General features: G+C 62.4%; 14 protein-coding genes and 1 pseudogene. 4 read left to right on the top strand and 11 right to left on the bottom strand.

All coding sequences use genetic code 11. The features are described from left to right. The first annotated feature begins 189 nt into the window (after nt 1–189). Nucleotides 190–1197: a polysaccharide deacetylase family protein gene (locus LB519_RS09935; protein ID WP_224619723.1), complete on the top strand. Its 1008-nt coding sequence runs from the start codon at nt 190–192 to the stop codon at nt 1195–1197. 33 nt (nt 1198–1230) lie between these two features. On the opposite strand, the gene sbmA is transcribed toward LB519_RS09935, so the two are convergent. The 3 genes from sbmA to LB519_RS09950 form a co-directional block, all read right to left on the bottom strand. Beyond that, nucleotides 1231–2490: a peptide antibiotic transporter SbmA gene (sbmA, locus tag LB519_RS09940; protein WP_013532851.1), complete on the bottom strand. Its 1260-nt coding sequence runs from the start codon at nt 2488–2490 to the stop codon at nt 1231–1233. 113 nt (nt 2491–2603) lie between these two features. After that, entirely contained in the window at nt 2604–3764 is a 1161-nt protein-coding gene (locus LB519_RS09945; RefSeq protein ID WP_224619725.1) for a YbfB/YjiJ family MFS transporter, read from the bottom strand. Between the two features lie 116 nt (nt 3765–3880). After that, nucleotides 3881–4102 (bottom strand): hypothetical protein, encoded by a 222-nt coding sequence (locus tag LB519_RS09950; RefSeq protein ID WP_024502627.1) that lies wholly within the window; start codon nt 4100–4102, stop codon nt 3881–3883. Nucleotides 4103–4196: 94 nt separating this feature from the next. Here LB519_RS09950 and LB519_RS09955 point away from each other — a divergent pair, with 94 nt between their 5' ends. The 3 genes and pseudogenes from LB519_RS09955 (at nt 4197) to LB519_RS09965 (ending at nt 6806) form a co-directional block, all read left to right on the top strand. Beyond that, nucleotides 4197–5189: a LysR substrate-binding domain-containing protein gene (locus LB519_RS09955; RefSeq protein WP_013532854.1), complete on the top strand. Its 993-nt coding sequence runs from the start codon at nt 4197–4199 to the stop codon at nt 5187–5189. Further along, the gene (locus LB519_RS09960) at nt 5186–6442 is read left to right on the top strand and encodes an aminopeptidase (protein WP_224619726.1); all 1257 of its coding nucleotides are present in this window, start codon (nt 5186–5188) and stop codon (nt 6440–6442) included. Before LB519_RS09955 ends, LB519_RS09960 begins: the two co-directional genes overlap by 4 nt. Nucleotides 6443–6463: 21 nt before the next feature. Beyond that, nucleotides 6464–6806: pseudogene (locus LB519_RS09965) on the top strand (DUF488 domain-containing protein). A gap of 60 nt (nt 6807–6866) precedes the next feature. Here LB519_RS09965 and LB519_RS09970 read toward each other — a convergent pair. From LB519_RS09970 to LB519_RS10005, 8 genes are all read right to left on the bottom strand, one after another. Further along, complete coding sequence (locus LB519_RS09970) at nt 6867–7217, bottom strand: ArsC family reductase (protein WP_013532857.1); 351 nt, start codon at nt 7215–7217, stop codon at nt 6867–6869. 168 nt (nt 7218–7385) lie between these two features. Beyond that, entirely contained in the window at nt 7386–7739 is a 354-nt protein-coding gene (locus LB519_RS09975; RefSeq protein WP_013532858.1) for a nuclear transport factor 2 family protein, read from the bottom strand. A gap of 134 nt (nt 7740–7873) precedes the next feature. Further along, nucleotides 7874–8479 (bottom strand): 2'-5' RNA ligase family protein, encoded by a 606-nt coding sequence (locus LB519_RS09980; protein WP_027164192.1) that lies wholly within the window; start codon nt 8477–8479, stop codon nt 7874–7876. 177 nt (nt 8480–8656) lie between these two features. Continuing rightward, nucleotides 8657–9742, bottom strand: a complete 1086-nt coding sequence (locus tag LB519_RS09985; RefSeq protein WP_027164193.1) for an ABC transporter ATP-binding protein — start codon at nt 9740–9742, stop codon at nt 8657–8659. Further along, entirely contained in the window at nt 9732–10340 is a 609-nt protein-coding gene (locus LB519_RS09990) for a cupin domain-containing protein (RefSeq protein ID WP_224619728.1), read from the bottom strand. The genes LB519_RS09985 and LB519_RS09990 overlap by 11 nt, the downstream gene beginning before the upstream one ends. A 173-nt stretch (nt 10341–10513) precedes the next feature. Next, nucleotides 10514–11584, bottom strand: coding sequence for an ABC transporter substrate-binding protein (locus LB519_RS09995; RefSeq protein ID WP_024502621.1), 1071 nt, complete (start codon nt 11582–11584; stop codon nt 10514–10516). After that, nucleotides 11569–12438, bottom strand: a complete 870-nt coding sequence (locus tag LB519_RS10000) for an ABC transporter permease (RefSeq protein WP_224619729.1) — start codon at nt 12436–12438, stop codon at nt 11569–11571. The genes LB519_RS09995 and LB519_RS10000 overlap by 16 nt, the downstream gene beginning before the upstream one ends. Continuing rightward, complete coding sequence (locus LB519_RS10005) at nt 12435–13319, bottom strand: ABC transporter permease (RefSeq protein WP_013532864.1); 885 nt, start codon at nt 13317–13319, stop codon at nt 12435–12437. Before LB519_RS10005 ends, LB519_RS10000 begins: the two co-directional genes overlap by 4 nt. Between the last annotated feature and the right edge of the window lie 60 nt (nt 13320–13379).

Genomic DNA, 13379 nt, shown 5'->3' on the forward strand with positions numbered 1-13379 from the left:
CGGGCCTTTGTCAGCCCGCGTTTTAGCGAAATTTTGCCGGCATGGAAGGGGTTCGACCGGAAAATCGCTATTGTCCGGGGCAAACGGATGTTTGCCCCGGACGAGCAGCCGAAGAGGCCCATCGCACCCGCGCCACATTTAGGCGATAGCCGGCTTGCAGACGTTCCCCGAGTTAAGATCAGATTTCCTATGCTTCGTCCGTTCCGCGTTGTTGCGTTTTCACTTGCCGCGCTCGTCACTGCCGGCGTGGCTCTGGCCGACCCGCCCGCGCCACCGGTGCCGGCAAAGCCCAAGCAGGTCGTCATCATCTCGTTCGACAGCGCCCGCGACATTTCGCAGTGGAAGCGCAGTCGAGCACTGGCTGAGCGCACCGGGGCACATTTCACCTATTTTCTGTCCTGCGTCTTCCTGCTGTCGACGGAAACACGCAAGGAATACACCGCACCCGGCAGAAGCGCCGGGAAATCCAATATCGGCTTTGCCGCCTCGAAACAGGAAGTCACCGACCGGCTCGAGCAGATCGGGCTTGCCGCGCATGAGGGCCACGACATCGCCAGCCATGGCTGCGGCCATTTCGACGGCAAGGACTGGAGCAAGGCCGACTGGCTGAAAGAGTTCGGTTCGTTCGAGCACATTCTCGAGAACGCCTATGCCATCAACGGCATTGCGCCCGAGCCTGAGGGCTGGCGCGATTTCGCACGGCATGCGGTTGTCGGTTTTCGCGCGCCGTATCTGTCGACGGGCAAGGCGCTCTATGAAGCGCTGCCGGCCGCCGGCTATCAATTCGACGCCAGCGGCGTCTCGCAGGGCCCCGCCCGACCGACGGCCAGCAACGGCGTCATGCACTTTTCGCTGCCGCAGATTCCAGAAGGACCGAAGTCACGGCCGGTGATCGCCATGGACTACAATCTCTATGTCAGGCATTCCGGCGGCTTCGAACGGCCAAGCCAAGCGGGCGAGTTCGCCAACCGGACCTATGATGCCTTCCGCGCCGCCTTCGACAAGCAGTATGCCGGCAAGCGCATTCCGCTGGAGCTCGGCTTCCACTTCGCGCTGATGAATGACGGCGCCTACTGGAACGCGCTGGAGCGTTTTGCCGGCAATGTCTGTGTCAAGGCCGATGTCGAATGCATCAGTTTTCGCGATTATGTTTCGCGGCAGGATGCTTCCCAGAAGCAAGCTTCGGTCGGCGGCTGAGCCGCCAACCCGGTTCGTTTCCAACCTCGATCTTTAGGCCGGATCCTCAGCGCCCTGCCTTGCCAGATAGCGCTGGTCGATATCGGGCAGCGGCTCGCCTTGCAGCGTCGCCTCGAAGGCGCGCAGGCGCTTGTGGACCGATTGCAGCTCGACGATGGTCGACCAGGAGGTGAGCAGAAACTGCAGCGAACCGGTCACCTTGCCGAATGCGTTCGAAATCTGGTTCAGCGCGCCGAACGTGATCTTGTGCGCCACCAGCGAGGGACCGAGGATCAGCAGCGAGAAAATGTTGTCGGCCTGCAGGTACGTGTAACGGACGACGTTGAAATAGATGTAGTGGAAATAGAGCCTGAAATAATTGTGGCGAACATTCTCGAACAGCTCGGCCGTGGTGGCCGGCTGGGCCCGGTCCGCGTGATCCTCGCCGTAGACGAGTTCCTTGCGGTAGGCTGCCTCAACGCGCTGGTTGCGGAACTGCAGCCCTGGAAGTTTCAGACCTGCAACCATGACCGAGATCGTCCCGAACAGACACCAGGCAAGGGCTGCGACAACCAATGGCTGTGGAATCGCGCCGATAATCGGCAACTCGGTGATATGGGCCTGCAACTGGATCATGACCGGCAGGAATGCGATCAAGGTCATGATCGACTGGACGAAGCTGGAGCCGAGATCTTCCATGATCTGCGAGAACCGCATCGTGTCTTCCTGGATGCGCTGCGAGGCACCCTCGATATGGCGTAGCCTGCCCCAATTCTCGACGAAGTAGTTGTTCATCGCCGTGCGCCAACGGAAGATCCAGTGACTGACGATGAAGGCGTTGACCACCTGCACATTCATGCCGACCAGGGCGAGCCACGAAAAATCAGCCAATCCGATATAAAATTCGCTGTTGGTCGACTTTCCAGTCCCCGACATCAGCCCCTGCACATAGTCGAAGAAAGGCCCATACCAGGCGTTGACGGCGACGCTGACCTGCACATTGAAATAGATGAAGAACAGGATGACCGCGGTCATCAGGATCGACCAGCGTTGCCATGGATGCGGCGAATACCAGCTCCAGAATGCGTAGAAGACGAGCACGCAGAACGCGAAATAGAGATAGAACCAGAGGAACGGCTTCGATACGAGGATGGCGATGCCGATGATGGGCGGCGCGCCGGCCGCGGCGGGCGGCAATCCGAAAACCGTACCTAATTGTTCACCACCGAAGAACCAGAACAGGATCGCCGCAAGGCTCCAGACGGCGGCCGAAGTGAAGAACAGCTTCGGCTGCGGGAAAAAGGATACGAACACTGTGGCGAATTCCTCGATCTAGGCGCAAATCAGCTGACGACAGCGGGCATAAAGTCACACATTAGTGGGAAAGAAAATGCCCGTGCCCGATGCCCGGCACAGCAAGCCCACAATCATGGCGATTTTGGCGCAGCCGACCATGTGATGGCGCCGGAGACGACCAGCACGATCGCGGCTGTGATCGAGGCGAGGAAGAAATCGCCGGACATCTGCGCCAGAAACCCGGCGGCGACCGGCCCGATGATCTGGCCAAGGCCGAACGCAGCCGTCATCAGGGCGAATATCCGCCGCGGCGCGCTTGGCGCCTGCTGCCGGGCGGCCTGCAGGCCAAATGCTGTGATGGCGATGAAGGTGCCGCCGAGCAGCACTCCGGCAAGCAGCGGCCCGGTGGCTCCGCCGATGGCGACGCTGGCGGTGACGCCGGCAACTTCGATGAAGCACGCCAGCGCATAGGCGGCATAGAGGCCGGTCCGGGCCGCGATCTTCTGCCAGAGCCAGACTGAGGGAAAGCCCGCAAGACCGGCGACCATCCACACAATGGCCTCGAAGACGCGGCTGCCGCCGCCTTGCCGGACGATGGCGACCAGGAATGTCGCCGTCACCACATAGCCAAAGCCGAACAGGCCGTAGGCGACGATGACCTTGACCAACGACCGGTCCATCCGCAGTGCCGGCTCGCGGGTGACTTCGCCGTTGCCGAGCGGACCCTCATTGGCCAACAGCGCAACGAGGACGAAACCACAGGCCGAAATCGCCGCCGACCACAGCCAGCCTGCAGCCCAGCCCGAATGCTCGGCGACCAGCACCGCCATCATCGCCGCCGATGCCGCTATGCCGAGCCCGACGCCGCCGAAATGCCAGGCCTGCAGGTCGTTGCGACCGGCAGCCGCGATGTGGCTGAAAACGATGCTGGCCATGAACACCATGACGAAGGCGCTGGCCAGACCGGCCAGAAAGCGGATGGCGAGAAAGGCCGCCATCGCTTCGGTCAGCCCCATCAGCGCGGCAAGGACCGTACTGGCGCCAAGCCCCGCCAGCATCAGCAGGCGCTCGCGCCCATGCGCCCAGCCGCCCGCCGCTGCCAACGCGCCGACGAGATAACCGAGATAATTGGCCGACGCGATCCAACCGGCATCGGCAGGCGACAGATGCAATTCCTGCATCATGCCGGGCAGGATCGGCGTGTAGACGAAACGGCCGATGCCCATGGCAACCGCCATGGCAATCATGCCGGCGAAGGCGAAACGCAGCGCTGTCGAGGTGGCTGATGTCATTGCACTGCACAATAAGTGCAGGGGTCGCTGAAACAATCGCCATCTGTTGGGCCAGCGCGTGCGCGGGACGTGGTGCTCGCCTCGACTTTCCTCAAGCCGGAACGCTTGGCGCCTGCTCAGCAGCGGCCGCCGGCGTGCAACGGGGCCGTCTCGTGCACTGTCCGCCGTGCCGTCAGCCTGAACGGCACATCGCCCAGTTCGCGTTCCGACATGGTGTTCAGCACCGGATGCGAAAGCGGATCGGTCAGCCATCGCTGCGTTTCGCCGTCCGGGTGCGGCTCATACGGCGTACTCGCAGCGAAAAAGACCTTCAGCGACGACGACAAGATCCTCAGCATTTCCGGCTCCACAGGTCTGTCTCTTCCGACAAAATCCGCCGTTTCGACATGCCTTTCAATTGAGATTTCAGCCGGATCAGTTTAGAAAAATTCAATGGCCATGCTCAACCGCGTCCACCTCAACGGCCTGCGCGCCGTCGAAACCGTTGCCCGTCTCGGATCGCTGGCGGCGGCCGCCGGTGAGCTCAACGTTTCCGTCAGCGCCGTCAGCCAGCAGATAAGCCGTACCGAAAAACAGCTCGGCCAGGCGCTGTTCGAGCGAACGGCGAGCGGTCTGGTGCTGACCGAATTCGGCGCCGTCTTCGCGGCCCGCCTTGGTGCTGGATTTCGTGAGCTTTCCCAGGCCGTGGCGCTGGCCGACGAGGCTACGCAATGCACATTGGTGGTTTCGGTGGCGCCGGCCTTTGCCTCGAAGTGGCTGTTGCCCAGACTATCTCGCCACTTCGACCGGCATCCCAACGTGCTGCTGCGCATCGACGCTTCGGTGCGGCTGGCCAATCTCGATCACTCAGACATCGACATCGCCATCCGGCTTGGCGACGGCAAATGGCCGGGCGGGCGCACGGAACTGCTCTTGGCGCAGGAAGTCTTCCCGGTCTGCGCGCCGGCGATTGCCCAAAAACTGAAGTCGATCGAGGACCTTGCCCAGACCTGCGCGATCACCGACGAGCGGGCAATGATCAACTGGGAAAGCTGGTTCGAGACGGCCGGTGTCCCACCTGTCAGCTTCCTCAAGGGTGCGCGTTTCACCGACCCGATGCTGTGCCTGGAATCGGCGATTGCCGGCCATGGCGTGATGCTGGGCTGGCAATTGCTCGCCGCGGATGCGCTGGCCGACGGGCGGCTGGTGGCGCCTTTCGGTATCCGCGCCCAGAGCGGGCTCGGCTATTGGCTGGTGACCTCGTCCGTCAAGGCGGAAAGCCGCAAGGTCCGGGATTTCAAGGTCTGGATCAGGGAAGAGATCGAAGCAACCATGGCGCGGTTCGGGTCCGCAAACCCAAAACCCGCCGGCGCGATCGCGGTGGAAAGCGCCGCGCCGCCGCTCTATGGTAGGTCGGACATCAAACTACGACAGGCAGGATCATGACCACACATTCGCGCGGCGTTTCCGCATCGATCGACCCGGTGAAGCTCGACAGGCTGGCGGAAGTCGCCATCAAGGTCGGGCTGCAATTGCAGCCAGGCCAGGATCTGGTGCTGACGTCATCGATCGCGGCACTGCCGCTAACCAGGCGGATCGTCGAGCATGCCTACAAGGCCGGCGCCGGCCTGGTGACGCCGATCTTCAACGATGACGAGATGACGCTGGCGCGCTACCGCTTCGGCGCCGATGCGAGCTTCGACCGCGCCGCCGGCTGGCTCTATGAAGGCATGGCGAAAGCCTTTTCCAACAATGCGGCCAGGCTTGCGGTGCGCGGCGAGGATCCGTCGCTGCTCTCCGCACAGGATCCGGCGAAAGTGGCGCGCGCCAACAAGGCCAATTCGATGGCTTATCAGCCGGCGCTGGAAAAGATCACCGGCTTCGACATCAACTGGAACATCGTCGCCTATCCGGACCTCGCCTGGGCCAAACAGGTCTTCCCCGGCGATGCCGACGATGTTGCGGTCGTGAAGCTCGCCGATGCCATCTTCGCCGCGTCGCGGGTCGATGTGGAGGACCCGATCGGCAACTGGAAGGCGCACAATACAGCGCTTCGCAGCCGCACCGAATGGCTCAACGGCCATAATTTCCATGCGCTGCACTTCACCGGACCGGGCACCGACCTGACGGTTGGACTGGCGGACGGCCATGAATGGATGGGCGGCGCCTCGACCGCCAAGAACGGCATCACCTGCAACCCCAACATCCCGACCGAAGAGGTCTTCACCACGCCGCATGCAAGGCGGGTCGAGGGTCATGTCTCCTCGACCAAGCCGCTGTCCTACCAGGGCACGCTGATCGACGACATTTCGGTGCGTTTCGAAGAAGGCCGGATCGTCGAGGCCGAGGCATCGAAGGGCGAGGACGTGCTGAAGAAGGTGCTCGACACCGACGAGGGCGCGCGCCGTCTCGGCGAGGTGGCGCTGGTGCCGCATTCCTCACCGATCTCGGCCAGCGGCCTGTTGTTCTTCAACACGCTGTTCGACGAGAACGCCGCCTGCCACATCGCGCTCGGCCAATGCTATTCGAAGTGCTTCGTCGACGGCGCCTCGCTCAGCCAGGACGAGATCGCGGCGCGCGGCGGCAACAAGAGCTTCATCCACATCGACTGGATGATCGGCTCGGACAAGATCGACATCGATGGCGTCCACAAGGACGGCGCCCGCGTGCCTGTCATGCGCAAGGGCGAGTGGGCCTGAGGGCTCCAGCCGAGAGGTGTGATGGCCTTCAACATCGCGGTCAAGCGTATCTACGAGCCGCCCGCTGCCGAGGACGGGCAGCGGGTTCTGGTCGACCGCATCTGGCCGCGCGGCGTCTTCCTTGCTGACGCTGTGGTTGAAGGACATCGCGCCGAGCGACGAGCTGCGAAAGTGGTTCGGACACGAGCCGGCGCGCTGGGCGGAATTTCAGGAGCGGTATCGCGCTGAGCTGGATGGGAATGGCGAAGCGGTGACGCAGTTGCGAGGCCTGCTGGGTAACGGCAAGGTGACGCTGCTCTACGGCGCGCATGACGAGGCGCACAACAATGCGGTGGCGCTGGCGGGGTATCTGCGCGCGGGTTGAGGGCACTCGGAACCTTCGAAAGCCGGCGGGCCACGGAACACCGTGGAACGAGAGGCAGCTCTACTTCCCCACCGCCGCCTCATAGACATCAGCCTTGAACCCGACCATAACCCGGTCGCCTACTTCCAGCACCGGCCGCTTGATCATGGTCGGCTTGGCCAGCATCAGCGCCTTGGCGCTCTTCTCGTCGAGACCCTGCTTTTCCTTGTCCGGCAGCTCGCGGAACGTCGTGCTCGCCTTGTTGAGCAGCTTTTCCCAGCCGACCTTGCCCGCCCAACCATCCAGCCGCTTCGCGTCCAGTCCCTCGGCCCTGAAATCGTGAAACCGGTAGGCTACGTCATGGCCTTCCAGCCAGACGCGCGCCTTCCTGACCGTGTCGCAAGTGGTGATGCCGTACATGGTGATCGTCAAAAGCGTGCTTCCTTGGCTGACTGTCGAATCCGTTCCACAGACTAAACCGCCCTTCCCGATTTGCCAGAGCCGTTGCCATATCTCCGTCTCGCATGGCGGCCAGGACAATGTCCCGGCCGTCTAATTTCCTGGTCCTGCAGCGACGTGAGGCGGAACCCGGGGCCGGCCCTAGTAATAGAAGCGCTCTTCGGTGATCTTGCCGTTTTTGACCGTGTAGAGGCCGACTTCATCCATGGTGACACGCTCGCCGGTAGCCTTGGGCGTTATGTCGAACTTGAAGCGCACCGCGAACTGGTCGCCATTGACATAGGGGCCTTCGACAGAGCCGCCATGGACTTCATTGTTCTCCTGCCACCACTGGCCCTTCTGCCTGAGAGCCTCCTTGCCACGGGAGATGGCCATCGGCCCCTCCATGGCTTCGTAGCTCACGATATCGTCGGAATTGTACTTCTCGGCGGCAGCTTCGTTCTCGCCCTGCTTGAGCAGCTCGGTAAAATCCTTGGCAATTTCCGCGATGGTCATTTGCGTTCCTCCTGTTCAGACGCATTTAGGTAGGGAACAGCCTGCTGGCCTGCCATCGTCGGACCGCGCCGTGCTGACAAGCCATGTCAGGATGATGGATATCGCTCGGAATATGTGACGACGATGTGAGCACATCACATCGCGCTCAGCGGCCAACATTCCGGGAAAACGTACTTCTTCAGTCCGCGCAAGCTGTGCACAAGGACGAACTCTCGTGCAACAAAGCTGATTGGGCCCATAGGCTGTTTGGGGACAAGTTTTCGGTCATATGCAAGCGTCAGATGCGGAACGAAACCATCTGACGCCTTGAGGCCTTCGCGCAGCATTTCGACGCCGAGCTTCCTGCTCAACTCACAAACCGGTCCGTCATCGGCGAGAAGCACGAAAGGGTGTTTGGCTGGCTTGCCCCTAGTCGCCGGTCGGCCGGGAAAGCTACTGGCATAGCGAAAGGTAACCTCGAACGGGGCCATCGCAATGCGCCGTCCCGATCGGGCGGCCGCAAAAAGAATTTTGGACCGTAGCCTTTTGTAATCACCGACATGCTGCAGGCTGACGTGAAAACGCTCCGGTAGCAGTTGGTCGCCGGTTACCCCGCATTGGCCGCATAGCCGATTTTGACAATCGGCAAAGCGCGAATGGTCCTTAGAATGCAAAAACAAACCGAAGAACACGCGCTCGGGCCGTTTAGGCCGCCATGGCGGCTCTGGAAGTCCATAGTCGAATTCGCCTTGCAGATACATACGCACACGCCCGGCAAAGAACGCTCCTGTTTTGCTCCATTCCGGAACAAAACAGGAACACTCTCCTTGAGTCAAGCCTGGAATCTATTCGAGCTCACGCCCAGCAGCCGATGATACCCTCGACCTCGAGGAAATCGTGGATCGCCCAGTTGGCCCCGGTTTTTAGAGTTCGATGAACTAACCTGGCAGCACTGGGCAGTTGGCGCCACGGCGCAGGCTGATATGCGCCACGTCGCCGACCTGGAAGCGAAAACCCTCGGCCTGGCGCGGCGCGTCGATGACGACAGGCGCGCCCTGCCCGAGTTCGGCATGCAGGCGCAGCGTGCGGCCGTGAAAGACGACGCTGTTGACGCGCGCCGGTGCGGTGCCGGGCGCGGCCTCGGTCATCGCCAGCAAATCCTCCGGGCGCACGCCGATGGTGCGGGTAGCGCCCTCGGCAGGTGCCTCGCCGGTTTCGGAAATAGCCTCCAGCGGCAGGGTGCCGGCGGTGAAACGCAAGCGATCGCCATCGCGGCCGACAAACCGTGATTGCAGGAGATTCATGGTGCCGATGAAGCTCGCCACAAACTTCGTGGCAGGCCGGTCATAAAGTGTGGCCGGCGGTGCGATCTGCTCGATGCGGCCCTTGTTCATGACGACGATGCGGTCGGAAATCGACAGCGCTTCGGTCTGGTCGTGGGTGACCATGACGAAGGTGGTGCCAAGCCGCGACTGCAGCCGCTTCAGCTCAACCTGCATCTGTTCGCGCAGATGCGCATCGAGCGCCGACAACGGCTCGTCGAGCAGCAGCACGCGCGGCTCGCAGACGATGGCACGCGCGAGCGCGACGCGTTGGCGCTGGCCGCCAGACAGTTCGGAGACGCGGGCGCCAAGCTTGTCGGCGAGACCGACCATGTCGAGGGCCTCGCCGGTGCGCTTAGCCTGTTCGGCTCCAGACAGTTTGCGCAGCGACAGACCGAAGCCGACATTTTCTGCAACATTCATGTGCGGGAACAGTGCATAGTCCTGGAACACGGTGTTGACCGGCCGGTCGAACGGTCGAAGGGCCGTGATATCGCGACCATCGAGCAACACCTTGCCGCTCGACGGGCTTTCGAAACCGGCGATGACGCGCAGGCTGGTGGTCTTGCCGCAGCCCGACGGCCCGAGCAGCGTGATGAACTCGCCGCTGATAATGTCGAGATCGACAGCGTCGAGCCCAACGATGCCGCCGGGAAAAATCTTCGAGACCGCCTGAAGCCGGACGAGTGGATCAGGCGCCATCGCGAACCTCGGACGGCTTCGTGGTGTTGACCCAGAGGATCTGGCAACGCTCGGCGCCCGGATTGCGGAAGGCATGCAAAAGCGTGCTCTTGAAGGCAAAGCTGTCGCCCGCCTTCAGCCCGTATTTCGTCGAATCCACCACCAGTTCGACCTCACCGGCCAGCACGAAGCCGAATTCATGGCCGGCATGCGCATAGGCCTCGGCCGTGCCCCCTTTGGCTTCCACCGTCACCAGCATGCCGGTCAGCGTCGCGCCCGGGGGTGACAGCAGCGCCTTGGCAATGCCTTCCGATTTCACCGGGATTTGCCGCCGCTTGTCGGCACGCACGCAATAGAGGTCGTTCGCCGTGTCGCTGCCGTCGGCGATCAGCGCCGACGGCTCGATGTCGAGGGCGGCGGCGAGCGGCCAGATCACCTTGACGCGAAGCGAGGACATGCCGCGCTCGATCTGGCTCAATGCACCGATCGACACGCCGGCCTTTGCCGCAAGATCGGCCAGCGACAAATTGCGCTCCAGCCGCAGCGCCCGCACGCGCCGGCCGACGCGAACGTCGGCATCGTCCTTCGGCTTTTCAGCCGTTTCGTCCAGCATGTCCATGCGTTAGTCCTCGTTTGCTTTCCCTTCTCCCCTTGTGGGAGAAGGTGGATCGGCGCGCAGCGCCGAGACGGTTGAGGGGTGTTCCAGCGGAGTGAGACGCTGGTGTTCCCTGGAGCACCCCTCATCCGTCGCCTTCGGCGACACCTTCTCCCACAAGGGGAGAAGGGGGAGCTTTATCCCCCCGCCTTCACCTTCTCAAACATCTTGGCGAGGTCGTCATTCTGTTTCATCGGTCCGGTGAAGATGGTGGTCTTCAGCATCACCTCCGGGTCGGACGGCAGCTGCAATTTCTCCAGCTCCTCCTTCGGCACCGCGGCGAAGGCCGAACTGGTCGAGCTGCCATAGCCGTAGGCCTCGATCAGGTATTTGCCGGAATCCGTCTCCAGCCGGCTGTTGATGAAATCATAGGCGAGGTCGACATTCTTGGCGTCCTTGAGCATCACGAAGCCGCAGGCCCAGGTCAGCATGCCCTCCTTGGGCTTCATGAACTCGACCGGCACGCCCTGCTTCTTGAGCGAGGTGGCCGACGCGTTCCAGGTCATGGCGGCGACCAATTGGCCGCTGGCCAGCGCCTGTTCGACGGAGGTCATGTCGGTGGTGTAGTTGGAGAGCAGCGGGCGCTGCTCGCGCAGCTTCTCGGCCACCTTGTCCATTTGCTCCGGCGTCATGTCGAACGGATTGACGCCGGCGAGCAGCGCCGCCACGACAGGCGTGTCATGCACCGCGTCGATCGTCGCCATGCGACCGGCATACTGCTTGTCCCACAAAAGGTTCCAGCTCGCTTCCGGGTTCTTCACCAGATCGGTGCGGTAGAGGATCGAGGTGTTGCCCCAGTCCCACGGCACCATCCAGACCTTGCCGTCGCCAGCCTGCAGGTCTGGTAGGTTCTTGAACACCGGGAAGATCGAGTCCCAGTTCTTGATGCGCTTGGTGTCGATCGGCTGCAGCAGGCCTTCCTTGTTCCAGCGCGCCACCTTGTCATAGCAGGGATGCGCAATGTCGGGTCGGAAGCCGGCCTTGACCTTGGTGAAGGCGTCATCGTCGTCACCGAAGATCGAGGCCTCGACGCCATCGGGATGCGCGGCAAGGAAGCTCTTGTTGAAGTCGGGCAGTTCATAGCCCGACCAGGTGAAATATTGCAGCTTGTCGCCGGCGAAAGCGACGGTCGACGACAGCGCCAGCGCGAACGCCGTCAATCCAGCGCAAACAGTCTTTGCAGAGATCGATTTCAGGTCGAATGCCATTGCAGTTCTCCTCTCTTGGTTTGTTTTGGTTGTGATGGATCCGCAGGCCTTGGCGCCGTGGCGGACAAGCCGCGATGGCGCAGGATTTCAGCTGCTGCAGCGATGACGAAGGACACCGCCAGGATCGAAGTGCCGAGCGCCATCACCGTCGGCAGCGACCGGGGAAAACGCAGCTGGCTCCAGATGTAGAGCGGCAGCGTCGGCTCGGTGCCGGCCAGGAAGAACACGACGATGAATTCGTCGAAGGAGATCAGGAAGGCCAGCATGAATGCCGAGACGATGGCCGGCAGGCTGAGCGGCAGCATGACCCGCCGGAAGGTCGTCCAGTCGGAGGCGCCGAGATCGAGTGCCGCCTCGCGAATGGTTTTCGGGATGGCGGCGAAGCGGCTGCGCATGATCACCACGGTCGTCGGCAGCGCCACCAATATATGGCCGAGAACGATGGCGACGCGCGATGGCCCAAGACCAACGAGGTTGATGAGGATCAGCAGCGATATGCCGACGATGACGCCCGGGATCAGGATCGGCAGCCTTGCGATGGCGCTGATGGTGGCGGCCAGGGGCGAGCGGCCGTAGAGGTCCATGTAGGATACGGTGATGCCGCACAGCGTCGCACCCGTGGCGGCGATGGCGCCGATGGCGAGGCTGTTCAAGAGTGCACCGGTCAGCGCCGAATTGCCGAACAGCGTCGCGTACCATTGCAAGGTAAAACCTTGCAGCGGAAACGCTGCCTGGATCGAGTTGTTGAAGGAAAACAGCGGGATCAGCAGCACCGGCAGATAGAGAAAGACCAAATAGGCGGCGACATACATGCCGAGCCAGCGGCCACCTCCCTGCGTGCGTGCAGTGCTCATGTGCGGCTGCCAAATCTGCGGTCGGCGAAGCGGGCGACCAGCACCACGCACAGGATGACCAGCATGACGGCGACGGAGAGTGCTGCGCCGAACGGCCAGTCATTGGCCTTGCCGAATTGCGCCTGGATCAGCGTGCCGATCATGGTGCTGGCCGGGCCGCCGACGAGCGCCGGCGTGACATAGTCGCCGACCGTCGGCACGAAGACGACGAGGGCTGCCGCCAGCACGCCCGGCATCGAATTGGGCAGCACGATCCGGCGGAAAGAGGTGAATGGCCGCGCGCCGAGATCGGAAGCGGCCTCGATCAGCGATTTCGGGATGGTGTCCAGCGCCACGTAGATCGGCAGGATGGCGAAAGGCGCATAGGCGTGCGCCAGCGTGACGACGACGGCGGCCGGCGTGTTGAGAAAGGCCAATGTCGGCTCGGACCAGATGCCGCTTTCGATCAGCGCCGAGTTCAAAACGCCATTGTAGGCGAGCACGATCTTCCAGGCGAAGACGCGCAGGAGATAGCTGGTCCAGAACGGCAGCGTCACCAGGAACAGCAGCAGGCCGCGCCGCCGGCCGGCGTGGAAGGCAAGGTAGTAGGCGACGGGATAGGCAGTGACGACCGTCGCCAGCGTGACCAGAGCGGCAATGATCAGCGAGCGCAGCGTCACCGTCCAGTACAGCGGATCGGACACCACGGTGACGAAGTTCGCGACGGTGAAACCGGCGCCGAGCAGCGAACCGTCATTGCCGCGGAAGGCGAGGAAAAGCACGAGGCCAAGCGCAAACAGGATCAGCAGCAAGGTGACCAGCGCGCCCGGCAGCAGCATGGCGACCCGGAAGCCCTGGGAAGACCGGGCCTCTGGCGCTGATGTGGCAACTAGGGTCGACATCGACCTGCCTATTGGAAATTTGAAATTGGCTTAGAGTTTTTCATATTCATGAAACTGTCA

Origin of the sequence: Mesorhizobium sp. AD1-1, assembly GCF_020164655.1 — a bacterium.
GTDB classification, from domain to species: Bacteria; Pseudomonadota; Alphaproteobacteria; order Rhizobiales; family Rhizobiaceae; genus Mesorhizobium; species Mesorhizobium ciceri.